The 24,752-nt window shown below is 68.3% G+C and carries 28 protein-coding genes and 1 tRNA gene; 5 read left to right on the top strand and 24 right to left on the bottom strand.

The features are described 5' to 3' along the window. Window positions 1-101 precede the first annotated feature (101 nt). Together HNQ67_RS04295 and HNQ67_RS04300 are read left to right on the top strand one after the other, a co-directional pair. Complete coding sequence (locus HNQ67_RS04295) at window positions 102-725, top strand: M23 family metallopeptidase (protein WP_183252617.1); 624 nt, start codon at window positions 102-104, stop codon at window positions 723-725. Window positions 726-790: 65 nt separating this feature from the next. Next, entirely contained in the window at window positions 791-3,082 is a 2,292-nt protein-coding gene (locus tag HNQ67_RS04300) for an ATP-binding protein (protein WP_183252619.1), read from the top strand. Window positions 3,083-3,092: 10 nt separating this feature from the next. On the opposite strand, the gene HNQ67_RS04305 is transcribed toward HNQ67_RS04300, so the two are convergent. Both HNQ67_RS04305 and aceA read right to left on the bottom strand, forming a co-directional pair. After that, window positions 3,093-3,302 (bottom strand): hypothetical protein, encoded by a 210-nt coding sequence (locus HNQ67_RS04305; RefSeq protein WP_183252621.1) that lies wholly within the window; start codon window positions 3,300-3,302, stop codon window positions 3,093-3,095. 13 nt (window positions 3,303-3,315) lie between these two features. Beyond that, window positions 3,316-4,596 carry an isocitrate lyase gene (aceA, locus tag HNQ67_RS04310; RefSeq protein WP_183252622.1) on the bottom strand — a complete coding sequence of 427 codons (1,281 nt, stop codon included), beginning with the start codon at window positions 4,594-4,596 and terminating at the stop codon, window positions 3,316-3,318. 151 nt (window positions 4,597-4,747) lie between these two features. Between aceA and HNQ67_RS04315 the strand changes: the two genes are divergently transcribed. Beyond that, window positions 4,748-6,175 (top strand): helix-turn-helix domain-containing protein, encoded by a 1,428-nt coding sequence (locus HNQ67_RS04315; protein WP_183252623.1) that lies wholly within the window; start codon window positions 4,748-4,750, stop codon window positions 6,173-6,175. A 41-nt stretch (window positions 6,176-6,216) separates the two neighbouring features. Here HNQ67_RS04315 and HNQ67_RS04320 read toward each other — a convergent pair whose 3' ends face one another. After that, on the bottom strand, window positions 6,217-7,212 hold the full coding sequence (locus HNQ67_RS04320) for a helix-turn-helix transcriptional regulator (protein WP_183252625.1): 996 nt from the start codon (window positions 7,210-7,212) through the stop codon (window positions 6,217-6,219). An 89-nt stretch (window positions 7,213-7,301) separates the two neighbouring features. On the opposite strand from HNQ67_RS04320, the gene HNQ67_RS04325 reads away from it, so the two are divergent. After that, window positions 7,302-7,532 carry a hypothetical protein gene (locus HNQ67_RS04325; protein WP_183252627.1) on the top strand — a complete coding sequence of 77 codons (231 nt, stop codon included), beginning with the start codon at window positions 7,302-7,304 and terminating at the stop codon, window positions 7,530-7,532. A 71-nt stretch (window positions 7,533-7,603) separates the two neighbouring features. After that, window positions 7,604-9,085: a sulfotransferase gene (locus tag HNQ67_RS04330; RefSeq protein ID WP_183252629.1), complete on the top strand. Its 1,482-nt coding sequence runs from the start codon at window positions 7,604-7,606 to the stop codon at window positions 9,083-9,085. Here the strand turns inward: HNQ67_RS04330 and HNQ67_RS04335 are convergent, their stop codons facing one another. The 21 genes from HNQ67_RS04335 to HNQ67_RS04430 all read right to left on the bottom strand — a co-directional run bounded on the left by HNQ67_RS04335 (window position 9,086) and on the right by HNQ67_RS04430 (window position 24,565). Further along, entirely contained in the window at window positions 9,086-9,508 is a 423-nt protein-coding gene (locus tag HNQ67_RS04335; RefSeq protein ID WP_183252631.1) for a DUF1801 domain-containing protein, read from the bottom strand. After that, window positions 9,508-10,029: a CYTH domain-containing protein gene (locus HNQ67_RS04340; RefSeq protein ID WP_183252632.1), complete on the bottom strand. Its 522-nt coding sequence runs from the start codon at window positions 10,027-10,029 to the stop codon at window positions 9,508-9,510. Before HNQ67_RS04340 ends, HNQ67_RS04335 begins: the two co-directional genes overlap by 1 nt. Continuing rightward, window positions 10,026-10,445, bottom strand: a complete 420-nt coding sequence (locus HNQ67_RS04345; RefSeq protein ID WP_183252634.1) for a cupin domain-containing protein — start codon at window positions 10,443-10,445, stop codon at window positions 10,026-10,028. Before HNQ67_RS04345 ends, HNQ67_RS04340 begins: the two co-directional genes overlap by 4 nt. Beyond that, the gene (locus HNQ67_RS04350; RefSeq protein ID WP_183252636.1) at window positions 10,442-11,857 is read right to left on the bottom strand and encodes an NAD(P)(+) transhydrogenase (Re/Si-specific) subunit beta; all 1,416 of its coding nucleotides are present in this window, start codon (window positions 11,855-11,857) and stop codon (window positions 10,442-10,444) included. The genes HNQ67_RS04345 and HNQ67_RS04350 overlap by 4 nt, the downstream gene beginning before the upstream one ends. Window positions 11,858-11,885: 28 nt before the next feature. Beyond that, a complete protein-coding gene (locus HNQ67_RS04355; protein WP_183252637.1) occupies window positions 11,886-12,176 on the bottom strand; it encodes a hypothetical protein in 291 nt (96 codons plus the stop codon). Further along, window positions 12,173-12,508 (bottom strand): proton-translocating transhydrogenase family protein, encoded by a 336-nt coding sequence (locus HNQ67_RS04360; RefSeq protein WP_183252639.1) that lies wholly within the window; start codon window positions 12,506-12,508, stop codon window positions 12,173-12,175. Before HNQ67_RS04360 ends, HNQ67_RS04355 begins: the two co-directional genes overlap by 4 nt. 7 nt (window positions 12,509-12,515) lie before the next feature. After that, window positions 12,516-12,887: a hypothetical protein gene (locus tag HNQ67_RS04365; protein WP_183252641.1), complete on the bottom strand. Its 372-nt coding sequence runs from the start codon at window positions 12,885-12,887 to the stop codon at window positions 12,516-12,518. After that, a complete protein-coding gene (locus tag HNQ67_RS04370; protein WP_183252643.1) occupies window positions 12,887-14,020 on the bottom strand; it encodes a Re/Si-specific NAD(P)(+) transhydrogenase subunit alpha in 1,134 nt (377 codons plus the stop codon). Before HNQ67_RS04370 ends, HNQ67_RS04365 begins: the two co-directional genes overlap by 1 nt. Window positions 14,021-14,138: 118 nt before the next feature. Next, window positions 14,139-14,381, bottom strand: coding sequence for an aa3-type cytochrome c oxidase subunit IV (locus HNQ67_RS04375; RefSeq protein ID WP_183252646.1), 243 nt, complete (start codon window positions 14,379-14,381; stop codon window positions 14,139-14,141). A gap of 82 nt (window positions 14,382-14,463) precedes the next feature. Further along, a complete protein-coding gene (locus HNQ67_RS04380) occupies window positions 14,464-15,789 on the bottom strand; it encodes a serine hydrolase domain-containing protein (RefSeq protein ID WP_183252648.1) in 1,326 nt (441 codons plus the stop codon). A 36-nt stretch (window positions 15,790-15,825) separates the two neighbouring features. Continuing rightward, window positions 15,826-17,628: a M3 family oligoendopeptidase gene (locus tag HNQ67_RS04385; RefSeq protein ID WP_183252650.1), complete on the bottom strand. Its 1,803-nt coding sequence runs from the start codon at window positions 17,626-17,628 to the stop codon at window positions 15,826-15,828. A gap of 115 nt (window positions 17,629-17,743) precedes the next feature. Next, the gene (locus HNQ67_RS04390) at window positions 17,744-18,316 is read right to left on the bottom strand and encodes a DUF2059 domain-containing protein (RefSeq protein WP_183252652.1); all 573 of its coding nucleotides are present in this window, start codon (window positions 18,314-18,316) and stop codon (window positions 17,744-17,746) included. A 55-nt stretch (window positions 18,317-18,371) separates the two neighbouring features. Beyond that, entirely contained in the window at window positions 18,372-18,920 is a 549-nt protein-coding gene (locus HNQ67_RS04395) for an NUDIX hydrolase (protein ID WP_183252654.1), read from the bottom strand. A 182-nt stretch (window positions 18,921-19,102) separates the two neighbouring features. Further along, the gene (gene rplA / locus HNQ67_RS04400; RefSeq protein ID WP_183252655.1) at window positions 19,103-19,792 is read right to left on the bottom strand and encodes a 50S ribosomal protein L1; all 690 of its coding nucleotides are present in this window, start codon (window positions 19,790-19,792) and stop codon (window positions 19,103-19,105) included. Between the two features lie 4 nt (window positions 19,793-19,796). Then, on the bottom strand, window positions 19,797-20,228 hold the full coding sequence (rplK, locus tag HNQ67_RS04405; RefSeq protein ID WP_183252657.1) for a 50S ribosomal protein L11: 432 nt from the start codon (window positions 20,226-20,228) through the stop codon (window positions 19,797-19,799). A 196-nt stretch (window positions 20,229-20,424) separates the two neighbouring features. After that, window positions 20,425-21,003, bottom strand: a complete 579-nt coding sequence (gene nusG / locus HNQ67_RS04410; protein WP_183252659.1) for a transcription termination/antitermination protein NusG — start codon at window positions 21,001-21,003, stop codon at window positions 20,425-20,427. Window positions 21,004-21,013: 10 nt separating this feature from the next. Further along, complete coding sequence (secE, locus tag HNQ67_RS04415) at window positions 21,014-21,298, bottom strand: preprotein translocase subunit SecE (RefSeq protein ID WP_183252661.1); 285 nt, start codon at window positions 21,296-21,298, stop codon at window positions 21,014-21,016. A 70-nt stretch (window positions 21,299-21,368) separates the two neighbouring features. Further along, a tRNA-Trp gene (locus HNQ67_RS04420) sits at window positions 21,369-21,444 on the bottom strand. Between the two features lie 91 nt (window positions 21,445-21,535). Then, window positions 21,536-22,870, bottom strand: a complete 1,335-nt coding sequence (locus HNQ67_RS04425; RefSeq protein ID WP_183252663.1) for a hemolysin family protein — start codon at window positions 22,868-22,870, stop codon at window positions 21,536-21,538. Window positions 22,871-22,964: 94 nt separating this feature from the next. Continuing rightward, a complete protein-coding gene (locus tag HNQ67_RS13725) occupies window positions 22,965-23,093 on the bottom strand; it encodes a hypothetical protein (RefSeq protein ID WP_281380655.1) in 129 nt (42 codons plus the stop codon). 137 nt (window positions 23,094-23,230) lie between these two features. Then, on the bottom strand, window positions 23,231-24,565 hold the full coding sequence (locus tag HNQ67_RS04430; protein WP_343054805.1) for a mechanosensitive ion channel: 1,335 nt from the start codon (window positions 24,563-24,565) through the stop codon (window positions 23,231-23,233). Between the last annotated feature and the right edge of the window lie 187 nt (window positions 24,566-24,752).

The raw sequence follows: 24,752 nt of genomic DNA on the forward strand, positions 1-24,752 counted from the left end.
AGACCGTCCTCCCGGTCGCCGGCCGTGAGCGTCGCCTGCCGGGCGGCCCGTCGGCGCCTTCACCGCTCAACCGAGCCGAAAAGACGGAGCCGACGCCGCCCATGCGACGCCTGTTGCCGACCGTACGGTCGTTTCTTATCCATTCCGGTCAGGCCGCCGCCCTGGCCTCGGTCGCCGTGCTCGCCATGGCCGCCGCCCCTGCCTCCGAACCCGCCGCCGACGCGCTCGAGACCGCCCTGCCGGTTCCCGCGGCGCCGCCGGTGATCGCCGTGGAACGGCCCGCCGGTCCGATGACCCGCCTGATCGCCTTCGCCGCCCCGCTTAAGGGCTACGCCATCAACTCGGCCTATGGCCTGCGCCGTCTCGCCGGCGAGGCCCGGGCGCGCCAGCACAAGGGCGTCGACATCGCCGCGCCGCAGGGCACCAGCGTCTTCGTCGCCTGCGAAGGCGAGGTCGAGCGCACCGGCTATGACGCCGGTGGCTATGGCCGCTTCATCGAGGTGCGCCACCCGAACGGCATGACAACCCTCTACGCCCATCTGAGCCGCGTCGACGTCGCTCGCGGCGACCGTCTCGGGTCGGGCGAGCGGATCGGCCTGGTCGGCTCGACCGGTCGTTCCACCGGACCGCACCTCCATTTCGAGGTTCGTCGCGATCACACCCAGGTCAATCCGACGTCGGTGCTGGGCCAGGCCTTCGAGATCGAGGTCGAAGCCGCCGTCTAGGGCAGACCGCAGGCCACGGTTTCTTCACCCCTTTGCCGGATCTTGTTTGGCCATAAGGGGGCGACTTGAGCCGAATTCTGTACTGCCTGACGGTTGAGCACGACTGGCGCTGGACGCTGGCGGCCGCAGTCCTGTGCGTTTTCGGGCTCGGCGCCGCCTTCCGGCTGTTGGTGGAGGCCAGACGTCTGCAGCGGGCGCGTCGGCGTGAAGTCGCCCTGCTCGGGGCGGTTGTCGGCGGGGTCACGGTCTTCTCCACCCATTTCGTGGCCATGCAGGGCTATGACGCCGGCGGCGATGTCCGATACGGCCTGGCCCTGACCCTACTGTCGCTGGCCCTCGGAGTGGGCGGCGTTGTGTTGGGCTCGTTGGTCCTGCTGGCCGGGAACAGGCGTCTGCACCGCGGGATTGGGGGCATGGTCGGGCTGTCCGGCGTGGCCGCCATGCATTTCGTAGGCATCGCCGCGCTCGAACTGCCCGGGCGCACCATCGGCTGGGACCCGGTACTTGCCGTAGCAGCCGTCGTCGGCGGTCTCGCCATGGCGCTCCTGACGGGTGCGGTGATCTACGGCAAGGGCACGCCACGCTTCGCGGCGACCTGCATGGGCGGCGCGCTGTCCGTCATCATTCTTCATTTCACGGCCATGAGCGCCATGGCGATCACGCCCGATGCTGTGACGACGGCAGCCATCGGCCCCACCGCAGGGTCCTCGACCATGCTGACGGTGCTCGCGATGATGATCCTCGGGCTGGTCGGCGCGGCGGGTACGGCCGCCTGGCTGGGCTATATTTCGCGCTCCAGCGCCCTGCACCAGATCCGCGAGGCGATCGACGCCATGCCGGACGGCCTGGCCTTCTTCGACGCCGACGACCGGCTGGTGTTGTGGAACAACCGCTATGACGAGGTGAACCCGGAGCTGTCGTCAAACCTCCAGGCCGGCATGACTTTCCGCGAAATCATCCAGATCGGCCTGAACGAGGGCCTCTACGCCGAAGCCAGGGGCCGCGAAAAGGAATGGATCACGGACCGGATGCAATCGCGCCGGGCCCTTTCGGCGATGATGGAGCAGCGCATCGCCGGCGACCGCTGGTTGCGCGTGGCGGACCGGCGCACCGCCGCGGGCGGCATCGTCACCGTCTGCACGGACATTACTGATCTGAAGAACGACGCCCAGGCTCTTGCAGAGGCTCGTGACGCGGCCCAGGCGGCCAACGCCGCCAAGAGTCAATTCCTCGCCAACATGAGCCATGAAATCCGGACGCCTCTGAACGGCGTCATCGGTCTGGCCCAGGCGCTGGGCAACACCAACCTGTCCCCTCAACAGGCCGAGATGCTGGATCTCATCCAGTCGTCGGGGCGGACGCTGCAGGTTCTGCTCAGTGACATTCTCGATCTGGCGCGGGTCGAATCCGGACGGCTGGAACTGTCCGAAGAGACGTTCGATCTGGGAAGCGCCGTGCGCGACGCGGCCCAGCTCTACGAGGCCTCCGCGCGCGAGAAGGGGCTGCAGTTCTTTGTTGAGATCGCGCCGGAGGTCGATTGCTGGATCATCGGCGACCAGGTCCGCCTGAAACAGATCCTGACCAACCTTGTCTCGAACGCTGTCAAGTTCACGGGCGAGGGATTTGTCAGCCTGACCGCCGCGCCCGGACCGACCCGGGACGGGGTGCAGACCCTGCGCTTCTCGGTCGAGGACACCGGCATCGGCTTCGACGCCCAGACCCGCGATCGCTTGTTCAGCCGCTTCGAACAGGCCGACGGAGCGATCACCCGCAAGTTCGGCGGCTCGGGGCTCGGCCTCGCCATCTCTCGCCAACTGTCCGAGATGATGGGTGGGGATCTCGATTGCGAAAGCGAGCCGGGCGGCGGCTCCGCCTTCATCCTGACGGTGCCCTTCAAGGCCGCCAAGGCCCCGGTGGCGGCCCCGGGCGAGGCGATCGACGACGGGACCGCGGCGCATGCGACCGTTCGGGTCCTGCTGGCGGACGACCATCCGGTGAACCGGCGTGTGGTGGAGATGATTCTGGGCCAGGCCAATGTGGCCCTGACATCCGTCGAAGACGGCGCCCAGGCGTTGCAGGCGGTCCGCGACGGCGACTACGATCTGATCCTGATGGACATGCAGATGCCGGTGATGGACGGCCTGACCGCGACGCGGGAAATCCGCCTGCACGAAACGGCGATGGGTCTGGGCCGGACGCCGATCGTCATGCTGACCGCCAACGCCCTGCCCGAGCACGTCAGCGCCGCCGAGGCCGCCGGCGCCGACCGGCACCTGCCGAAGCCGTTCGACGCCGCTGAACTGCTGCACCTCGTGGTCGCCCTCCCCAGGACGATGGCCGGGTCGATCGCCGCCTGACCGTCGCCGGCTATTCGTAGCCGTGCGCGGCCTCGTTGATCACCTGCGAAGGCATCGACGAGAAGTCGACCGCGACCGGGCGTGCCGCGCGCTGCTGGAAGGTCTTGATGACATGCTCGAGTCGGCGGCGGACCTCCCGCTCGGCGTCCGAGCCGGTGTCGAGAGCCAGGGGGGCGAGGCAAAAGTCGATGATCGCCTGCGGGCTGGATATCGGTTCCATCAGTCTCTTCTTGTTACTCCGCCGCAACGAACTGGGCGGTTTCGGTGGAATCCTTGAGGGCCGTGGTCGATGACCGGCCGCTCGAAATGACCGTCGCGACCTGGTCGAAATAGCCGGTGCCAACCTCCCGCTGGTGGCGGGTGGCGGTGTAGCCCGCGGTCTCGTTGGCGAACTCGCGCTGCTGCAGTTCGGAATAGGCCGCCATGCCGCGATCGCGGTAGCCGCTGGCCAGCTCGAACATGCCGTTGTTGAGGCTGTGGAAGCCGGCCAGGGTCACGAACTGGAATTTGTAGCCCATGGCACCCAGCTCGCGCTGGAATTTGGCGATCGTCGCATCGTCCAGTTTGGCCTTCCAGTTGAACGACGGCGAACAGTTGTAGGCCATCAGCTTGCCGGGGTGTTCGCGCTGGATCGCCTCGGCGAAGCGGCGGGCGTCGTCGAGATCGGGGTGGGAGGTCTCCCACCACAGCACGTCCGCATATTTCGCATAGGCGAGGCCCCGGGCGATGCAGTGGTCCAGACCCGTCCCCGGCTTCAGGCGGAAGAAGCCCTCCGGGGTGCGATCCTCGCGGCGGATGAAGGGATGATCCCGCTCGTCCACGTCAGAGGTGATCAGCTGGGCGCTCTCGGCGTCGGTGCGGGCCACGACCAGGGTCGGGGCGCCCATCACGTCAGCGGCGAGGCGGGCCGCGATCAGATTGCGCTCGTGGGCCTGGGTCGGGATCAGCACCTTGCCGCCGAGGTGGCCGCATTTCTTCTCCGAAGCCAACTGGTCCTCGAAATGCACACCCGCGGCCCCGGCCTCAATGAAGGCCTTCATGATCTCGAAGCTGTTGAGAGGTCCGCCGAAGCCGGCCTCGGCGTCGGCCACGATGGGCACGAACCATTCCCGTTTCGCCCCGCCCTCGGCGTGCTCGATCTGATCGGCGCGCTGGAGCGTGCGGTTGATGCGGCGGCACAGCTCGGGCGCGGCGTTGGCGGGATACAGCGACTGGTCCGGATACATGGCCCCCGCCGTGTTGGCGTCGGCCGCGACCTGCCAGCCGGAGAGATATATGGCTTTCAAACCGGCGCGAACCATCTGCATCGCCTGGTTGCCGGTGACGGCGCCGAGGGCGTTTACGAACGGCTCGTCATGCAGCAGGTCCCAGAGGCGGTTCGCGCCGCGCTCGGCAAGCGTATGGGTGATCGGCAGCGACCCGCGCAGGCGAAGAACGTCCTCGGGCGTATAGGGCCGGTCGACGCCGTCGAAACGGCCCTCGGGCGACGGAATGAGGTCGGTGAAGCTGGTCATGGTTGGTCTCTGCGCAATCGCGGGGCTTGCCGCGGGTGACGCAGAGGACAACACGGTGAAGTCACGATTGATACAATGAATAGACTGTTTTCGTGTATTGTAGTCACAATATGACACTTGATATTGAGTCATTATGTGACACTCTCCACCTATGGAGCCGACGGCCGACCGCAAGCTGTTTCTGGGAGGCCGTCTCAAGCGGCTGCGCCGCGACCTGGCGCTGACCCAGACCGCAATGGCGCTCGATCTCGGCGTTTCACCCAGCTATCTCAACCACATAGAGAGGAACCAACGGCCGGTTTCCGCCCAGCTCCTGCTCCGGCTTGCGGATACCTATGACGTCGACCTGCGCACTTTCGGCCCGTCCGGCGGTCCGGCGACCGAGTCGGAACTGGCCGAGGCCTTCGCCGATCCGCTGTTCCAGGGGCTGCCGGTGCCGCGTCACGAGATCGTCCAGCTGGCCGAAGACCAGCCCGCGGCGGCCGACGCCCTGCTCCGTCTCTATCGCGCCTTCTCCGACCGCCGGGCTCGCGATCAGGCCGAGGCCGACATCTCGGGCGGCGCCGGCGACGACAGCCCCGCCGACTGGGTCCGGGAATACGTCCAGGGCCGCCGCAACCACTTTCCCGAACTGGACGCCCTCGGCGAGGCTCTGGCGGAGACGCTCGAGGCCGAAACGCCCGGCGAGTCGTTCGAGACCCGCGCCCGCGCCCGGCTGCTGTCGCGGCACGGCCTGACCGTCCGCACCCTGCCCGCCGAGGTCATGGTCGAATGGACGCGCCGCTACGATCCGCACCGCAAGCGGCTGCTGCTGTCTGAAACCCTGGGGCCTTCATCCCGCGCCTTCGCCGTCGCCTTCCAGCTGGCCCTGTCCGAGCACGACGCCGAACTCACCGCCCTGACCGACGCCGCCTCCGCGCCCGACGAACCCACACGGCGGCTGCTCAAGGTGTCTCTGACCAACACGCTCGCGGCGGCCATCCTTATGCCCTACGCCGCGTTCCAGCGAACGGCTGAAGAGACCGACTATGACGTGGCCCGGCTTGGCGCCCGGTTCGGCGTTTCATTCGAGCAGGTGGCCCACCGGCTGACCACGCTGTCGCGGCCCACCGCACGGGGCGTGCCGTTCTTCCTCATGCGGGTCGATCAAGCGGGCAATATCTCGAAGCGATTCGCCTCCGGGACCTTTCCTTTTTCCCGGTTTGGAGGAGCGTGCCCGCGTTGGCGGCTGCACAGCGCCTTCCGCACCCCCGGACGGGTGGTCACCCAGATCATCGAGACGCCGGACGGCGGGCGCTGGTTCACCCTCGCCCGCACGGTCGACCGTCAGGGGCATGACGCCTTCACGGAAGGGCACGATCTCGCCATTGGCCTTGGCTGCGAGCTGAAGCACGCCCATCGTCTGATCTATGCCCGGGGCCTCGATCTGGCCACGCCCGCGGTCACCCCTATCGGCCCCGCCTGCCGGCTCTGTCACAGGCATCCCTGCGCCGAGCGCGCCGCGCCGCCGGTCGACCGGTCCCTGACCGTGGACGACTGGTCGAAATCGATCAGTCCGTATCCGTTTTCGGCGGACTGATCCTTCAGCACGATCCGGACGGTCGGTGTCGCCCAGAGAGATCAGCCCGGGTGCCGGGCCCGATCGAGGGCGCGGCCAGCCGCCGCAAGTTCGTCGGCCATCACCGACTTCAGCCGCTCCGGGGCGACAATCTCCACCCGTTCGCCCCAGGTGAACAGATGCCAGGCCAGTTCCCGCATGCCCGAGGCGCGGAAACGGACCATGACGCCGCCGTCCGACTGGTCCTCGACGCTCTGGGTCGGATGCCAGCGCCACGCCCGGGCCTCGTCCGCCCCCTCCGGCGCCACCTTCAGCACCACATCCTCGATCTCATCCTGATAGATGCCGAAGGACTGGCTGGCGAAACCCTGCAGGTCGAAGTCCGGGGGCGGCGAGGCCGTCCCCTCCTCGCTCCGCACGGCGCTCATCCGGTCGAGGCGGAAAGTCTGGATACGGCCGCTCTCGCGGTCAGCGGCGACCAGATAGTTGGCCCGACCAAACATCACCCCGCACGGCGCCACGCTGCGGCTGCGCGCCTCGGCGCCCGGCCGGCTGTAGATGAAGCCCAGCGGACGGCCCGCCAGCACGGCCTGACGGATCTCGGCCAGCACCGCCTCGTCGGCCGAGGGTCGGGGCCCGGCCTGAACCGCGATGGTTTCGGCTCGCACCAGCGCCTCGAGATCGGGGGCCAGCCGGTTCAGCGTGGTCGAGCGCATGGCTGACTTCAGCTTGCGTTCCAGCCCCTCCAGCGCCGCCGCCCGGCCGGACTCGCCGCTTGCTTTCAGCGCCTGCGCCGCCTTGGCCAGTTCGATCAGCTCGGCCGTGGTCGGGGCCTGTTCGAAGGCCGACAGCCCGCCGCGGATGCGCCAGCGCTTGTTGGGCGGGTCCGAGACCTCCTCAGTCTGCGGGAACAGGCTGATCACGGCGTCGCGCAGCCGTTCGGCCGTGCGCCGTCCGACGTTCAGATCGCGCTCGATCTCGCCCAAGGTTACGCCTTCGGCGCTGGCCGCCATGCGCCGGGCGAGGTCGAGAACCAGGGCCGCCTTGTCGTGTCTCATGCGGCGGACAAGAGCATACGTCCGATTTTGACGCAACGCTGTCCCATAGTCAGATCATCGACAGAGTCACCGCTTCAGGAGCTTTTCCCATGGCCCGCGCTTTCGCCCCCCAAACCGCCGTCGCCGCCTCCCGCTATCTGATCGTGCCGTGCGAGGCAGACGGCTGCGGCGACCTCGCCGTCATCTGGGATCGGCTTGAGGAACAGGTGATTGACGTCATCGACGCCCGCGCCTCCGCCCGCTACGCCGATGAAGACGCCCTGTGGGACGAGGCCCGCCCGGCCTTCGACCCCGCCGAGGACTTCCGCATCGCCGCCTGAACCCTCGCTCCGGCTTGCGGCGACGGCTTCAGGCGGCTAGCCCTCCTGCTTGCCGGGAGGACGACCGAACCATGACGACGCAGACGGTGGATGGAGCGCAGCTGGTCAACGGCGCGCTGGCCGCATTTCAGGCCCGCGAGCGCGACGACGCCGCCTACCTGCTGGCCAAGGCGGTTCAGGCCGATCCGCCGCTCGGCGCGCGTTGGGCCTCGGTCTCGCGACTGGCCGCCACCATCGGCGAGATCACCCTTGCCCTGACCGCCGCCCGCAAACATGTGTTGGCGACGCCGACGCCGGAGGCCCGGCTGGCCTACGCTCAATTGCTGATCCAGAGCGGCCGCACCCACGACGCCCTACGCGAAGGCGCGGCGCTGGCGCGCGAACGGCCGAACGACCCCGCCGCCCTGCATTTCCTCGCCACCTGTCAGGTCCAGCTGGGCGACCACGACGCCGCCATCGCCAACCTGCGCCGCATCATCGCCCTCCCCGGCGTACAGCTGGGCGCCGAGAACGCCTGGCATGTGTTGGCGGACATCAAGAAATTCACCACGGACGACCCCGACATCGCCCGGATGGAGGCGATGCTGGAGCGGATCGGCACGTCCGACGCCCACCGCCAGAGCCGGATCGTCATGCTCTACGCCCTCGGCAAGGCGCTGGACGACGCCGGCCAGCTCGAGCGCGCCTTCGCCTGTTTCGACGAAGCCGCCAAGCTGCAGAAGCTCGACAGCACCTTCAACGCCGCCCACGCCGACGCCTTCGTGGACGCCGTAGTCGAGGGTTGGGACCGGGCCTTCATGGACCGCCTGCCGAGGAGCACGGTCGACAGCGAGCGGCCCATCTTCGTGCTCGGCCTGCCCCGCTCGGGCACCACCCTGGTCGAGCAGATCCTCGTCAGCCACTCGCAGGTCGTGGACGGCGCGGAGGCCAACCTGTTCCGCCCCGCCGCCATGGCCATCAAGGGCTATACCCCGGATGAGGTTCGGGCCTCGTTCGACCGTCCTGATGCCGACGCCCTGCCGACCCGGATCGGCGAGGCCTATCTGCACCTCGTGGACGAGCGTTTCGGCAAGACCGGACGCGTCGTCGACAAAACCCTGAACCAGACCCGCTACCTCGGCCTGATCCATCAGGTGCTGCCCAAGGCGAAGCTGATCTGGCTGCGCCGCGACCCGGCCGGCATCGCCTGGTCCTGCTATCGCACCCGCTTCGCCAAGGGCGTCGACTGGACCCGCTCGCTGACCGACATCGCCGCCTATTTCAAGGGCGAGGATCGGCTGCACGCCCACTGGTCGAAGGTGCTGGGCGACAGCCTGCTGACCGTGCCCTACGAGGCGCTGGTCGACGACCCCGACACCTGGATGCGGCGCATCATCGAACATGTCGGTCTGGAGTGGGAGGACGGCGTCCGCGACTTCCACAAGACCGAACGCGCCGTCACCACCGCCAGCTTCGCCCAGGTCCGCAAGCCGATGTACGCCTCGTCGAAAGAAGCCTGGAAGAAGTACGAGGCCCAGCTCAAGCCGTTTTTCGACGCCTACGGCAAGGCCTGATCAGCAGGTCGGATAACGCTCGCGCATGGTCTCGACCGACCACGCGCAAAGACGCCGAAGTCTGTCCGCGTCGAGATCCGACAGCCGGTTGAAATAAAGGCAGGAGACGCTGGTCTTGAACTTGCCGAGGCCGTCCATCAGCTCGGGCCGCGCCTTGAAGCCGGGCATGATGTAGAGCGACATGTTGGCCTTGCGCGGCGAGAAGCCGATGATCGGCCAGTCGGCGGGCTTGTTGGTCGTGTTGACGTAGGTGTAGCGGCCGAAGCCGATGATCGACGATCCCCACATCACGGGCTTCTCGCCGGTGATCTCCTCCAGCAGGGCGCACAGCTTCGCGGAGTCCTCGCGGCGGCCGGCGTGGTCGACCGAGGCGATGAAATTGGCGGGTGGAACGTCGGTGGGCCGGGTCTTCAGCTCGGGCATCAGGCGGGCTCCGGGCGGCCATTCACGACCAGTTCTCCGCCAGCATAGCGCGGATCGGCGGTCACCTCACGCAGGGCGAAGGCCGGGTCTGGAAAGGCCGCCATGGCCGCGTCGTCGGCGAACTCCGCCTCGGCGAGGAACAGTCCCGCCAGAGGCCCCCCGAACCGGTCGACCGACAGGGTGACCTCGCCGGCGGCGTAGTGGTGGCGCGTCTTGCACATGCGCCGCCCAGGCAGGTTCTCGAACAGACCGTACTCCGCTTCGGTCAGATAGAGGGTGGTGATCAGCCGCCGGTCGGGCGCCAGATCGGCCTTCTTCGACAGCCGCAGGATCGGCGCCCCGCCACCGACCGGCGTCGCCCGCCGCAAGCGCAGCAGCGAGTTATCGACATACAGATCCTCGATCGCCTCGGCCCGCACCACCGGCAGGTCCGGCAGCCCGGTGCATAGCCACCGCCGCTCACGCTCTACGGCGGCGTATTTCTCCGGTTTGAGGAAGCCGAGGGCTGCGGGGTCGGTCATTTGGGCGATCCTGCGGGCGCCCATCCTTCGGGCGCCAGTTCGAAGCTCGCAAAATCGAACCCGGGCGCGACGGTGCAGCCGACCAGCGTCCAGTCGCCCAGGCTCTCGGCCGCCTGCCACTGGCCGGCCGGAACCACACCCTGCGGCCGCTCGCCCTTCGCCAGATCAGGCCCCAGCGTCAGCACCCCCTGCCCCTCGATGCTCAGGGCCAGCGGCGCGCCGGCGTGGAAATGCCAGACCTCGACGGCGTCCACTCTGTGCCAATGCGACCGCTCGCCGGCCCCCAGCAGGAAATAGATGGCCGTCGAGGCCGCGCGCCCGTCGATCAGACGCGGATCGCGGAAGGTCTCGCGATAGTGGCCGCCCTCTGGGTGCGGCTTCAGGTCCAGCAGGCGGATGATCTCGTCGGCGGTCACAGCGCCTTCACGATCCCCTCGACCATCTTCTTGGCGTCGGCGAACAGCATCATGGTGTTGTCGCGGAAGAACAGCTCGTTCTCGACGCCGGCGTAGCCCGAACCCATGCCGCGCTTGATGAACAGCACCGTCCCGGCCTTCTCCACGTCCAGCACCGGCATGCCGTAGATCGGGCTCTGCGGGTCGGTCTTGGCCGAGGGATTGGTGACGTCGTTGGCGCCGATGACGAAGGCCACGTCGCAGCTCGAGAACTCGCTGTTGATGTCCTCCAGCTCGAACACCTCGTCATAGGGCACGTTCGCTTCCGCCAGCAGCACGTTCATGTGGCCGGGCATGCGGCCGGCGACGGGGTGGATGGCGTATTTCACCTCGACCCCTTCCTCCTTCAGCGTATCGGCCATCTCGCGCAGCGCATGCTGGGCCTGGGCCACCGCCATGCCGTAGCCGGGGACGATGATGACCTTGGAAGCGTTCTTCATGATGAAGGCGGCGTCCTCGGCCGAGCCCTGTTTGACAGGGCGGGTTTCGGCCGCGCCGCCGCCGCCCGCCGCCGTCTCGCCGCCGAAGCCGCCGAGGATCACCGAGATGAAGCTGCGGTTCATGCCCTTGCACATGATGTAGCTCAGGATCGCGCCCGAACTGCCGACCAGCGCTCCGGTGATGATCAGGGCGATGTTCTCGAGCGTGAAGCCCAGCGCCGCCGCGGCCCAGCCGGAGTAGGAGTTGAGCATCGACACCACCACTGGCATGTCCGCCCCGCCGATGGGGATGATCAGGGTCGCGCCGAGGATCAGGGCGATGATGAACACCCCCCAGAAGGCCCACACCGCCGTCCCGCCCGAGCCGATCATCACCCCGATCAGCAGCACCAACCCCAACGCCAGGGCGATGTTGATCAGGTGTCGCGCCGGCAGGATGATCGGCGCTCCGCTCATGTTGCCGTTCAACTTGGCGAAGGCGATCACCGAGCCGGTGAAGGTCACCGCCCCGATGGCGACGCCGAGGCTCAGTTCGATGATCGACAGGGTCTTGATGCCGCCCGTCGCCGTGGCGATGCCGAAGCTCTCCGGCGCATAGACCGCCCCCACCGCCACCAGGCAGGCGGCCATGCCGACCAGGCTGTGGAAGGCCGCGACCAGCTGGGGCATCTGGGTCATCTGAACCCGCGCCGCGATCAGGGCCCCCGCCCCGCCGCCGACGATCACCCCCGCCGCGATCAGACCAAGGGTCAGCGGGTCCAGCACGTTCGTCGACCACAGCGTCGCCAGCGTCACCGCCACGGCCAGGGCCATGCCGACCATGCCCAGCGTATTCCCGCGCCGGCTCGTCTCCGGGCTCGACAGCCCGCGCAGGCTGAGAATGAACAGGACGCCCGAAACCAGATAGGCCAGGGCCGCGATCGATGCGTTCATGGTGTTCGGTGTCCCCTCATCGTCGCCTTCACTTCCCCGCTGGCGGCGCACCGGCCGTCCGCGCCAGCCGCCACAGGGCGGCGGCGATGAACAGCGGGCCGATGAAGACCACGGCCCAGTCCCAGATGTTCATCTGCCGCTCCTGCGCCACGATGCGCAGCAGGATCGACGAGAACAGCAGCACCACCCCGCAGTCGAGGAAGCGCAGCTTGCGGATGGCGTCCTTCTCGCCCAGCCAGCTCCACAGCCACAGGGCCGCGCCGATCGCCGTGGCGATCCAGGACGCGCCGACCGCGAACTGCTGCGGATCGTAGATCATCCGGCGTCGGCCGCCTTGGCGGGCGCGGGCGGCCGCTCCTTCTTGCGGTACATGGCCAGCATCCGCCGGGTGACCATGAAGCCGCCGAAGATGTTGACGCTGGCCAGGGTCACGGCGGCCACGCCGGCCCCCTTGGCGATCCAGCCGTCGTCGCCGCTGGCCGCCGCCGCCGCGATCAGCCCGCCGACCACGATCACCGATGAGATGGCGTTGGTGACCGCCATCAGCGGCGTGTGCAGCGCCGGCGTCACCGACCAGACGACATAGTAGCCGACGAAGATCGCCAGCACGAAGATGGCGAGGCGGAAGATGGTGGGGTCTACGTGTTCCATCAGTTCCTCACATTGGTTCGCGCGAGATCAGCCGGGCGTTGATGCAGATGATGTCGCCAAGGTGCCAGGCTGTCATCGGCTCAAAACAATCAGCGGCGATCTCCACCTGGTCACCGGGAAACGGCCGATCGCCGATCATCTCGTCTGACCAGCTGATCTGAACCCAACGCCCTTGAACGACATATGGCTCACCCGTCGCCCCCGCCTCTCCGAGTACACACACCGGATCGACAGTTTTGACGAAGCCGTATCGCAGGTTCGTCCCGTTGGGGTGGCGAGACTCCACGTATCGAAACTCGCCCGAAACGCTGTCGCCGTCTCGGAGGCAAACCGGTCCATATGCCTGCATGGTGGCGACCGCGGCGAGGCCGAGAAGCATCATCCCCTCACCCCTTCATGCACCACGGCCCCGCCGTGGGTCACCGCCGCCGCCTTGAGGATTTCGTCCTCCAGATCGACCGCCAGCACCCCGTCCTTGACCATCAGCCCGACGAAGGCGCTCAGGTTCCGGGCGTAGAGCGCCGAAGCGTCCGCCGCGATCCGGCCCGCCATATTGGTCCAGCCGACGATCCGCACGCCGTTCGACGTCTCCACCACCTCGGCCGGCTTCGCCCCCTCGACGTTGCCGCCGTTGTCGATGGCCAAATCAACCAGCACGCTGCCCGGCTTCATCGACGCCACATGCGCCGCCGTCACCAGCCGCGGGGCCGGCCGGCCGGGGATCAGGGCGGTGGTGATGACGATGTCCTGTTTGACGATGTGGCTGGCGGTCAGCGCGGCCTGCTTGGCCTGATACTCGGCCGACATTGGTTTGGCGTAGCCGGCGGCGGTCTCGGCGGCCTTGAACTCCTCGTCCTCGACGGCGACGAATTTGGCGCCGAGCGACTCGACCTGCTCCTTCGACGCCGGACGCACGTCGGTGGCGGTGACCACCGCTCCCAGCCGCCGCGCCGTGGCGACCGCCTGCAGCCCGGCCACGCCCGCGCCCATGACGAAGACCTTGGCCGGGGCCACCGTGCCCGCCGCCGTCATCATCATCGGAAAACCCTTGCCGAAGGCGTAGGCCGCCTCGATCACCGCCCGATAGCCGGCCAGATTGGCCTGGGACGATAGGGCGTCCATCACCTGCGCCCGGGTGATCCGCGGCACGAACTCCATGGCGAAGGCGGTCACGCCCTGGCCGGACAGCGCCGCCACCGTCTCCTTGTCGCGCCAGGCGTCCAGCAGGGCCACGACCACCGCGCCCGGCTTCAGGGCGCTGGTCTCCTGCGCCGTCGGCCCGCGCACCTTCAGCAGGATGTCGGCCCCCGCCAGCACGGCCTTGAGGTCCTTGGCCACCGCCGCGCCGGCGTCGGCGTAGTCGGCGTCGGGAATGGACGAACCGATCCCCGTCCCGGTCTCGACCGTCACGGTCGCGCCCAGGGCGGTCAGCTTCTTCACCGTTTCCGGGGTGACGGCGCAGCGCGTTTCGCCATCTCGGCGTTCGCGGGTCACGGCGATGGCGACAGCCAAGCGAATCCCTCCGTCCTCTCTCGACGAAGCGACGTTAGGCTTATCCGGGACGGGCCGTCAAAAGGTGAGCGGGGCGGCGCTCAGGCAACGTGCGACCGCGTCGCGAGCGGTAGCGCCCCTAGTGCTGCGACTTCTTCTTGCGCAAGGCGAAGATGCCGACGACCAGAAGCACGAAGGCCGCGATCGCGCCGGCGATGAAGCTGCCGCCCGGCTGGAACCACAGGACCAGCATCACCAGGGTCACCGCGATCAGCAGCGAACCCCATTTGGTCAGGCCCATGAACAGGTCGAACGTCGACGCCTGCTCGCTGATCTCCTGCGAGCCGCGAACGTAATCGTCTTGAGCGTGGGGGTCGGCCATGGTCGGGTCCGGGAATCTGAAAGGTCGTTGGCGCCCTTATAGCGGGGCGCGCCGCCCGCTCAAGCCAGGCGCGACATTTCGGTCAGTCCAGCGCCGCCAGCACGTCGCGGGTGAAGGCGATGAAGTCGAACCGCCGCCCCGCCGGATCCTCGCCGCGCCGAACGATGACGATGTTCCGGCTGGGCACGACGACGACGTACTGGCCGCGGTTGCCGTTGGCCGAAATGGTGTCTGGCGGCACGCCGTCGGTCTGGTTCATCAGCCAGAAGGACGCGCCATAACCCTGCGCCCCGCCCGGCTGCGGCCCCGACGGGCGGGAGACATAGTCCAGCCAGCCCTCGGGCAGGATGCGCTCCCCGTCAACGACGCCATCGTTGGCGTAGAGCTGTCCGAACCGCGCCAGGTCCCGCGCTGTCGACCACACCTGGCTGGACAGCATGTAGTTGCCCCGCCAGTCGGTCTCAGCCCAGGTGTCGTGCATGCCCAGCGTGCGGAACAGCGCGGCCGGCGGGTGGTCCCGGAAGGTCGGCGCGATGCTGAGCACCGCGATCAGGGTGTCGTTGTTGGCGTAGCGGTAGCGCGTCCCCGGCGTCGCGATCAGCGGCCAGCTCGTGACCTGCTCGTCGACGCCCACGCCGCCGAAATAGAGCGCGTCGGTCCGATTGCCCGCCGTGTCGCTGGTCAGGCCCGACGCCATGCGCATCAGCTGGTCGACGGTGATGGCCGCGCGCGGGTCGCCGTCCCGGCTCCAATCGGCGATGGCGGCCGGAGCGTTCACATCGACCTCGCCGCGCTGCACGGCGGCGCCGATAATCGTCCCGGCCAGCGACTTGGCCACGGACCATGTACGCTGGGGCACGTCGGGACCGAAGCCCGGCGCATACCACTCCGCCAACAGCCGGTCGTCCTTCAGCACCACCACGCCGGTGGTGTTGGCGCCCGCCCCATAGCCGTCGGCGGCCGCCGCACGGATGACCGCGTTCAACGCCGGGACCGGGTCTCCCGCCAGAAAGCCCCGATCGGCCTGAACGCCCGACCGGATCATTGGCTCGGGCACGCCCGACCAGCCGACCGGCATGACGGCGCAGCCCTGGCCCGGGCTCCACACCGCGACGCGCGGCGGCATGGCGTCGTCCCAGGGCGCCGAGACGGTTCGCTCGCTGACCTCGGCCCGCATCTCGCGGGCCAACGGGTCGAGTTCAGAGTAGATGCCGACCAGTTCGTTGGCCTCAACGCTTTCGACCGTGCGCGATCCGCCCGCGGCCTCGGCGTTCTTCACCGCGCCACAGACCATCAGGGCCTTGTATCCCGCCGCCATGGCGCGGGTCGCGGCCGACGGCTCCGGCGGCGTCTGGGCGGCCGCCGGCAGGGCGAGAACGGCGATGGCGGCGAGGATCAGAGGGCGCATGGCCGGACGCTCGCCCGCCCGCGCCTGACCGTCAACTCAGACCAGCGCCTCGAACCGGTTGATCAGCCCTTCCAGCCGTTTCGTGCCGATGGTCCAGAAGGCCGGGTCGCGCGGGTTCAGCCCGAACGGCGCCAGCGCTTCGACGTAGCCCTTCGACCCGCCGCCCGCGAGCAACTCGCGATACAGCGGCGTGAACCCCGCCGGGTCCTTGGCCCGCGTCTCCATCAGCGCCGTCACCAGCAGATCCCCGAAGGCATAGGCGTAGACGTAGAACGGCGAGTGAACGAAGTGGCTGACATAGCTCCACCAATGCTCGTAACCCGGGTTCAACGTCACCGCCGGGCCCAGCGAACCGCCCATCTCCTCCAGCCAGATTTCACCGATCCGCTCGACCGACAGCTCGCCCCCCGCCCGCTCGTCGTGGAAGCGCGTCTCGAAGCGGTGGAAGGCGATCTGGCGGATGACGGTGTTCAGCCCGTCCTCGATCCGCCCCGCCAACAGGCCTCGCTGCTCCGCCCTGGGCGCCGTCGTCAGCAACCGATCGAAGGTCAGGCCCTCGGCGAAGATCGAGGCCGTCTCGGCCAAGGTCAGCGGCGTGTCGGCCAGCAGACTGCCCTGCCCCGCCGCCAGCGTCTGGTGCACCCCATGGCCCAGCTCGTGCGCCAAGGTCAGCACGTCGCGGCGCTCGCCCATCCAGTTCAGGAAGACATAGGGATGACGGTCCGAGGTCACCGGATGGGCATAGGCCCCCGACTGTTTCCCCGACCGCGCCCGGCCGTCGATCCACGGCTTGTCGAAGAAACCTTGCGCCCGGGCGGCGAACTCGTCGCCAAGATCGCCGAAGCTCTCCAGCACCAGCTCGCGCCCCTGCGCCCAGTCGTAGCCGCGCGGCGCCGTGGTCTCGATCGGGGCGTTGCGGTCCCACTGGTTCAACGTCGCCTTGCCCATGGCCCGGGCCTTGAGCGCGTAATAGCGGTGCGACAGACGCGGATAGGCCTCCGCCACCGCCTCGGCCATGGCGTCGACCGCGTCGCCGTCGACCTCGTTGGCGAGGTGGCGGCTGTCCGCCGGCCGCCTGAAGCCGCGCCAGCGGCTCTCCAGCGCGTGGTCGGCCGCGACGGTGTTGAGCACCAGCGCCATCGTCTGCACCCGCACGCCCAGCGCCTCGTTCAGCCCCTCGGCCGCCGCCTTGCGCCGCGTTTCCTTCGGATCCGACAGTCGATTCAGCGCCTCCGACAGGGTCAGTTCGTCCTTGCCGGCGCTGACCTTCATCGCCGCCAGCGTCTCGTCGAACAGGCGGGGCCACTGGGCGCTGATCGGCCCGCGCTCGGCGAGGAAAGTCTCCAGTTCGTGCGACAGCTCGTGCGGCTTCATGGCCCGCACCCGCCGCAACCACGGGCGCCAGCGCGCGGCGCCCGGCGCGGCGGTCAGCGCCGCCTCGATCTCCGCCTCGTCCAGTTGGTTGATCTCCAGCGTGACCCAGACCGTTGGCGTGGCGATGACGGTGATCTTCTCGCGCACCGTCGCCTCGAAGCCCTGCGCCCCGGCGTCGTTGCGGTCGGTCGAGGCGGCGAGGAAGGCGTAGGCGCCCAGCGCGCCCAGCAGGTCCGAGGCCTGTTCGTAGCGGCTCACCGCCCGGTCCAGCCGCTCGCCCAGCACCGCCGCGTCCGCCCGCGCCGCCACCAGTTGCCCCTGCAGGGCGTTCAGCTCGCCGACCAGCGCCCGGGCGCGTTCGAGGTCGGCCTCGATGCGCGGGTCCGTGCGCGAAGCGTAGAGGTCGGACAGGTCCCAAAGCGGCGCTTCGGTCGGATCGGCGGGGGTCTGGAAGGGTGCGTTCATGGCTCCCGTTGTGGGGACGCGGACGCTCCGGCGCAACGCCCGAAAGCCGTCCACACCCCGGGGTGCCCGTCTGTCACGATCTCGGTGAAGCGGACAGCGCCCGATCCAGTAGCCGCTATTTTCGCCTGGGGGCCACCGGGACTTCGCCGCGGATGGCCCCCTGCATGGCCCGCAGCTCGCCCGCGTCACAGCCGTAGTGCTGGCACATTCGGGCGGCCATCTTGTCCATCAATTGCGGCATCACGGTCATGGCCGCCGCGTGGGCCTCGGGCATGACCGTCATGGTCTTTTCGATGATGCTCTTCCCCAATTCGCTATCATAGAAGGCGATCACGGCCTCCAGCTCGGCCTCGGTAAAAATTCGGGCATAGACCGGCGTCATGGCCTCGAGCATCTGCGGGATCATGTCGGCGGTCAGGTCCGCCGACAGCTCGGCGATGAAGCGCCGCTCTTCATCGGGCAGGCCGCGCGCGCCCGGGTCGATCTCGGCCTGGGCCATGATCATCTGCCGCAGGGAATCCTCGAACTGCTCAGTCATCGTCAGGTCGATGTATCTGCGGGTCAGTTCGAGCTGGCGGGCCGTGGGCGCAGCCGTCACGTCCTGCGAGGCGACACTGGCGAGAGCGGCGGGCGCCGACAGGCCGCCAGCCATCAACGCCGCGGCCATGAATGCAATCTTGAAGCGCATCAATTCCCCCTTTTCGTGCATCCTCAGCGAACGGGCGACGCAACACAAGCCCGATTCAGGGTTCGAAAGCGGCGATCAACCTCCGCAGATCGGGTTCGTCCACCATCCGCGCGGCCTCGTCACGGCTGACCCAGACGCGCTCGCGCTCTGCGCGCTCCTTCCAGTCCGAACGTTCGACGCCGACCTCCAGATCATAGACATCGACCACGCACCAGCGCGACGCCCGCCGCTTCAGCACCTTCAGATAGCGAAAACTGCCCAGCGGCCGGTCGGCGATCACGCCCTCGACCCCTGCCTCCTCCAGCGCCTCCTGTGCGGCCGCCTCGGCGTCGGTCTTGCCCGACATGCGCCCGCCCTTGGGCGTCACCCAGCGCCGGGTTTCGCGCGAGGTGATCAACAGGATCTCGACGCCCGTCCGTTCTCGCCGCCACGGCAGAGCCGCGACCTGGCGCCGCTCGGCCGTCTGAATGCGCGTGTCGCGGGGGTGGCGTTTCTTCCGCGAAGGCGTCGCCGGCGCACCGGCGTTCTCACGGTTGTCCGGAACCGGCGCCCGCTTCGCGGAGGCGCTGTTCCGGGACAGCAGCGCCCGAAGCCAGCGCAACATCATCGAATCTCCCCGGCATCAACCTGGATCGTGAATCCCGCGCCTGAACCGGCGCGTCAACCCGTCTGCACACGGAGGGTTTCCCTGCCGCCCGGGCCCGCTACGACGGCGTGTGAAGCCAGAACGAAAACGGCGGCGGAGATCGCTCTCCGCCGCCGCTTCAGTCTGGTCTGATCCGTGGATCAGGCGCCCAGCGAGGCCGGGTCGACCTTGAAGCCCGGGCCCATGGTGGACGACAGGCTGATCTTCTTGACGTAGGTGCCCTTGGCGCCCGCCGGCTTGGCCTTGGTCAGGGCGTCGACAAACGCCTTGACGTTGGCTTCCAGCGCCGCCTGGTCGAACGAGGCCTTGCCGATGCCGGCGTGGACGATGCCCGCCTTTTCGACGCGGAACTCGACGGCGCCGCCCTTGGCGTCCTTGACCGCCTGCGCGACGTTCGGGGTCACCGTGCCGACCTTCGGGTTGGGCATCAGGCCGCGCGGGCCCAGCACCTTACCCAGACGACCGACCAGGGCCATCATGTCCGGCGACGCGATGACGCGATCGAAGTCCATGAAACCGCCGTTGATCTTCTCGTACAGATCCTCGGCGCCGACGTGCTCGGCTCCGGCCGCGCGGGCTTCATCGGCCTTGGCGTCCTTGGCGAAGACGGCGACGCGGACATCGCGGCCCGTGCCCGACGGCAGGTTGACCACGCCGCGGACCTGCTGGTCCGCGTGACGCGGGTCGACGCCCAGGTTGACGGCGATCTCGATCGACTCGTCGAACTTGGCCGAGGCGTTGTCCTTCACGGCCTTGATCGCGTCGGCGAACGGCATGTTGACCGTCACGTCGCCGCTGCGGGCCTTGAAGCGCTTGGTTTGCTTGGCCATGTGCTTAGCCCTCCACGACGTTGAGGCCCATGGCGCGAGCCGAGCCTTCGATGATCTTGGTCGCCGCGTCCAGGTCGTTGGCGTTCAGATCCTTCATCTTCTTCTCGGCGATCTCACGCAGCTGGCTGCGCTTGATCTTGCCGGCCACTTCGCGGCCCGTCAGCTTGGAGCCCGAAGTGATGCCGGCGGCCTGCTTGATGTAGTGGGTCGCGGGCGGGGTCTTGGTGACGAAGGTGAAGCTCTTGTCCTGATAGACGGTGATCACCGTCGGCAGGGGCGTGCCCTTCACTTCCTTCTCGGTGCGCGCGTTGAACTCCTTGACGAAGCCCATGATGTTGACGCCGCGCTGGCCGAGGGCCGGCCCGATCGGGGGCGACGGCGTGGCGTTGCCGGCCGGCACCTGCAGTTTGATGTAGCCGAGAATCTTCTTGGCCATTGGTCTCTCCTTACAGTGGACCTGAACTCAATCAGGACCGGTGAGCCGTGGTCGTGGCATGGCTGCCTCCCACGGATTTATGCGGGCGAACCCGCACCGCCCCTTGGAGCGAGGCGCGCGTGTAGCGGATCGGGGCCGGAAAAGCAAACGGCGGCCCCGGGGAGCCGCCGCTGCGAAGTCCTGGATGGATCGTAGCCTAGGCCGCGACCTTCTCCACCTGGCTGTACTCCAGATCGACCGGGGTCGGGCGGCCGAAGATGGACACGGCCACGCGCAGGCGGGCGTTGTCCTCGTCGACGCTTTCGACCTGACCGTCGAAGCTGGCGAACGGGCCGTCGATGACCTTGACGGTCTCGCCGATGTCGAAGCGGATGGTGGGTTTCGGACGCTCGACGCCCTCTTCCACGGCCCCGATGATGTTCTGGACCTCACGCTCCGAGACCGGCAGCGGCTTGGTCCCGCCGGCGGCGCCGAGGAAGCCGGTCACCTTCGGCGTGTTCTTGACCAGGTGATAGGCCTCGTCGGTCATCTCCATCTTCACCAGCACATAGCCGGGAAAGAATTTGCGCTCGGAGTTGACCTTGCGGCCGCGGCGGATCTCCACGACGTCCTCGGTCGGCACCAGGATTTCGCTGAAGCAGTCCTCGAGCCCCTGCTGGCGCGCCTGATCGGTCAGGTGCTGCGCCACCTTCTTCTCGAAATTCGAATAGGCGTGGACGATATACCACTTGTGGCGCGGATTGGCGGGCTTGGCGGCGGGAGCGGCGTCGGTCATGGGCGGTCTCTTACTGGCCGATGGCCAGGATGTTGCGCGAGGCGAAGGCCAGGACGGTGTCCACCACGAAGAAGAAGGCGGCGGCCAGGGCGACCATGATGAAGACCATCACCGAGGTGATCCAGGTCTCCTTGCGGCTCGGCCACACGATCTTGCGGCGCTCGGCGTTCACCTGGCTGATGAATTGCGGAACCGAGACCCGCGGCTTCTTCGGCGCGTCCGCCGCGACGGCGGCGCCCGCGATCGCGGGCTGGGCGGTCTGGGGGCGGCGCCCGGGGGTCTTGGCCTTGGCCATCACTGATCCGTCAAAGAATTGATCCTGTCGCCCCCAGATAGGAAGCCCCATCCGGCGGCGACAGGGGAAATGGCAGGAGTTGGGGGACTCGAACCCACGACCCCCGGTTTTGGAGACCGGTGCTCTACCAGCTGAGCTAAACTCCTGGACGCAACCCCGGGCCGCTCCGAAGAGCGGACAGGATCGCCAGACCGGGGCGTATGCCCCACGCCGCCCCGGTTTTCAAGGGCGGAACGGTCAATCGTCCTGATGCGCCGCCACGGCGCTGGCCTCATCCTCGGCCTTGACCAGCTGACGGAACAACAGCTTGTCGATGCGGCGGTCGTCCATGTCGATGATCTCGACCTCGAAACGGCCCAGCTGCAGCACCTCCCCCTCGTCCGGGACCCGCGACAACTGGTGCAGCACCAGGCCGGCCACGGTGTGGAAGCCCTCGGCCTCGCCGAAGTCCTCGCCCAGCATATCCGCCAGTTCCTCGATGTCGGCCTGGCCGTCGACCAGCCAGCTGCCGTCCTCGTTCTGGCGAATGTAGGCGTCGTCCTCGTCGTGGCTCTCGTCGAAATTGCCGGCGATCATCTCCAGCAGGTCGGTGGCCGTGACCACGCCCTCGAAGGCGCCATACTCGTCGACGAGAAAGGCCATGTGGACCCGCGAGGCCTTCATGATCCCCAGCGCCTTCAGCACCGATGTCGACTGCGGGATGAAGGCCGGAGTCTGCACCAGCCGTTCAACGTTGAACTCGCCGTTGTCCAGCAGGCTGTCCAGCAGATCCTTCTTGTGGACCACGCCCAGCGGATTATCGACGTCGCTCTCGCGCGCGACCACGATGCGTGAATAGGGGCAGGTCCGCACCTCCTGCCGCAGCTGCTCCTCGGTGTCGTCCAGAGCGATCCAGAACACCTCGTGGCGCGGCGTCATGGCCACGCGGATGGGGCGGTCGCCGAGGCGCAGGATCTCCTCGATCATCTCCTGCTCTTCCGGCTCGATCAGACCCGAGGCCGTGCCCTCGGCGATCATGGTCTCGACCTCTTCCTGGGTGACGTCCGAACCGTCGCGGTCCTTGACGCCCATCAGCTTGAGGATGGCCGAGGTCGACGCCGTCAGCAGCACGACGAAGGGTTTCAGCACCTTGGCCACGGTCGAGATCGGCGCCGCCATCTTGGAGGCGATCGATTCGGGGAAGATCAGCGCCAGACGCTTGGGCACCAGCTCCCCGACGATCACCGACACATAGGTGATGAAGACGATGACCAGGACCGTCGAGAACACCTCGGTATAGGCGGCGACCGGAGGAAAGGCCGCTTCGAGGATCGCGTTCAACTCGCCGGCGATGGCCGCCTGGCCATAGGCGCCGGCGGCGATGCCGATCAGGGTGATGCCGACCTGGACCGCCGACAGGAAATGCGTCGGGTCCTCGGCGAGCTTCAACGCGGCCCGGGCGCCCCGGTCGCCCCGTTCGGATCGACTCTGAAGTTTGGATTTGCGGGAAGACACGACCGCGAGTTCGGTCATGGCGAACAGGCCGTTCAGCACTACGAGCAGCAGTACGACGGCGATGGCGATGGCTAACATCTAGGGAGAGCGGGACCGGCGCGGCGCGACAGTCGGCGTCCGCCGGACGGATGATAGGGGGGTTTTGCCCCGTCCGCCACGATTTCCTTCGCGATCAGCGGCTGCGGCCGGCCTCGACCGAGCCGTAGGGGCCCTTGGCGCCGGCCTCATACGGCCCCGCGGCGCAGGCCGACATGCCCAGCAGGGTGCCGATGAACAGTCCGGTCCGGAGTGCGCGCCGCATGGTTACCAATTCCCTAACGTTCCTGAACCGAACGTAGGCCCCGGATCGGGGTTCCCGGCAAGCGCCGTCTCCCGCCCGGGGAATTGCAAAGGGGCGACGCCTCGGCGCCGCCCCTCGCAGGCGAGTATCCGTCGGCCTCAGGCCCTGGGCGGCGCCGCTCGGCCGGTGCCCTTGCCGGTGACCTTGTCGGCCCAGCGCTGCGCAACCTGCCCGGCCGCGGTCCGGCCGCCAAGCCCGAAGGCCAGCGCCGCGGCCACCGCCGCCGCGCCCAGCACCAGACCGAAGGCCAGCAACACCACGTCGTCGGCGATGCCCATGAAGCGCAGGCCCATGGCCGTGGCCAGGGCGATGGTCGCCCAGCGCACCAGGGTCGAGGCGAAGCGGTCGGCCCCGCCCGTGCCCTTGTCGATCAGTCGCGCCAGCACGTCGGCGATCAGCACGCCGGCGGTGATGATGACGCCGCCGACGATCACCCGACCGGCGAGGCCCAAAATCTCCTCGACCGTGGCCGCCAGGGTGGCGAACTCCAGCAGCCGCGCCGCTTCGACCGCGGTGAAGGCGACGATGGCCACCATCACCAGCTTGCCGACCACGCCCGAGGGCGTCATCGGGCCCGAGATCGTGGACTCGCCCATGGCCGCGGCCGTGGCCGGGGTCACGTCGCCGGCGTAGGGGGCCGACCCGGCCGGCGTTTCGGTCCGGTCCGAGGCCAGGTTCATCACGCTGCGCACGCTGCGGTCGAAGCCGGTGGCCGGCAGGACGCGCTCGATGACCTGCGCCACCCAGCGGCCGATGAACCAGCCGATGGCGAGCACGATGGCCGCGGCCAGAACCCGCGGGATGGCGTCGAACACCGTCGACAACACCGCCACGGCCGGGACCGTCAGGGATTCAATGCCGAGCTGCTCCAGCGCCGCGATGGTGATCGGGATCAGCACCAGCACGAACACCAGGGTGCCCACGGCGGTGCTGACGCCGGTCGAGCCCGTCGCCCGCGACAGCCCCGCCTTCTCGATCCAGCGGTCGGCGTTGGCCGCCTGCAGCGCAGCCTCGGTCACGCGCCGGGCGAGGGTGGCGACCACGAAGCCGATGAAGAAGATCAGCACCGCGCCCAGCACGTTGGGCAGGAAGGCGGCGATCTGGTTCAGCAGGGTGTTCAGCGGGCTGACCACCTGACCGAGGTTCATCACCCCGAGGGCGGCGACCACGCCGAACAGCAGGATCAGCCAGAAGGCCACGTCGCCAAGGCTGTGGCCTACCGAATGTTTGGGATTGTCGCTCAGACTCGCCTTCGAGGCGCCCGGTATGCGGTCCACCCCCTTGGCCAGCGCCCATTTGGCCGCCTTGCCGATAAACCAGGCGGCCACAAGGATCAGCACGGCCCCGAGCACCTTCGGCGCCCAGACCTGGATCAGCTGCTCCCAGCCGATAAATTCGTATCGCGTGTCGTACATGCGTTCAGCCCGTCTCACGCCGCGCCCTCCGCGACGTTCCTTCGCAAGCTAAACGGGGGGCCGTGGGGGATGTTCCGGATGGCGGGCGGATCGCAGCGGTTCGCTGCCGGTCCGGACAGCAAAACGGCCCCCGGATCGCTCCGGGGGCCGGTCTGTCGTTGTACGGTGCGGTCACGCGCTCAAGCAGCAAGCGACCGCGTCGTGA

Source organism: Brevundimonas basaltis (genome assembly GCF_014202075.1).
In the GTDB taxonomy this organism is placed as follows: Bacteria; Pseudomonadota; Alphaproteobacteria; order Caulobacterales; family Caulobacteraceae; genus Brevundimonas; species Brevundimonas basaltis.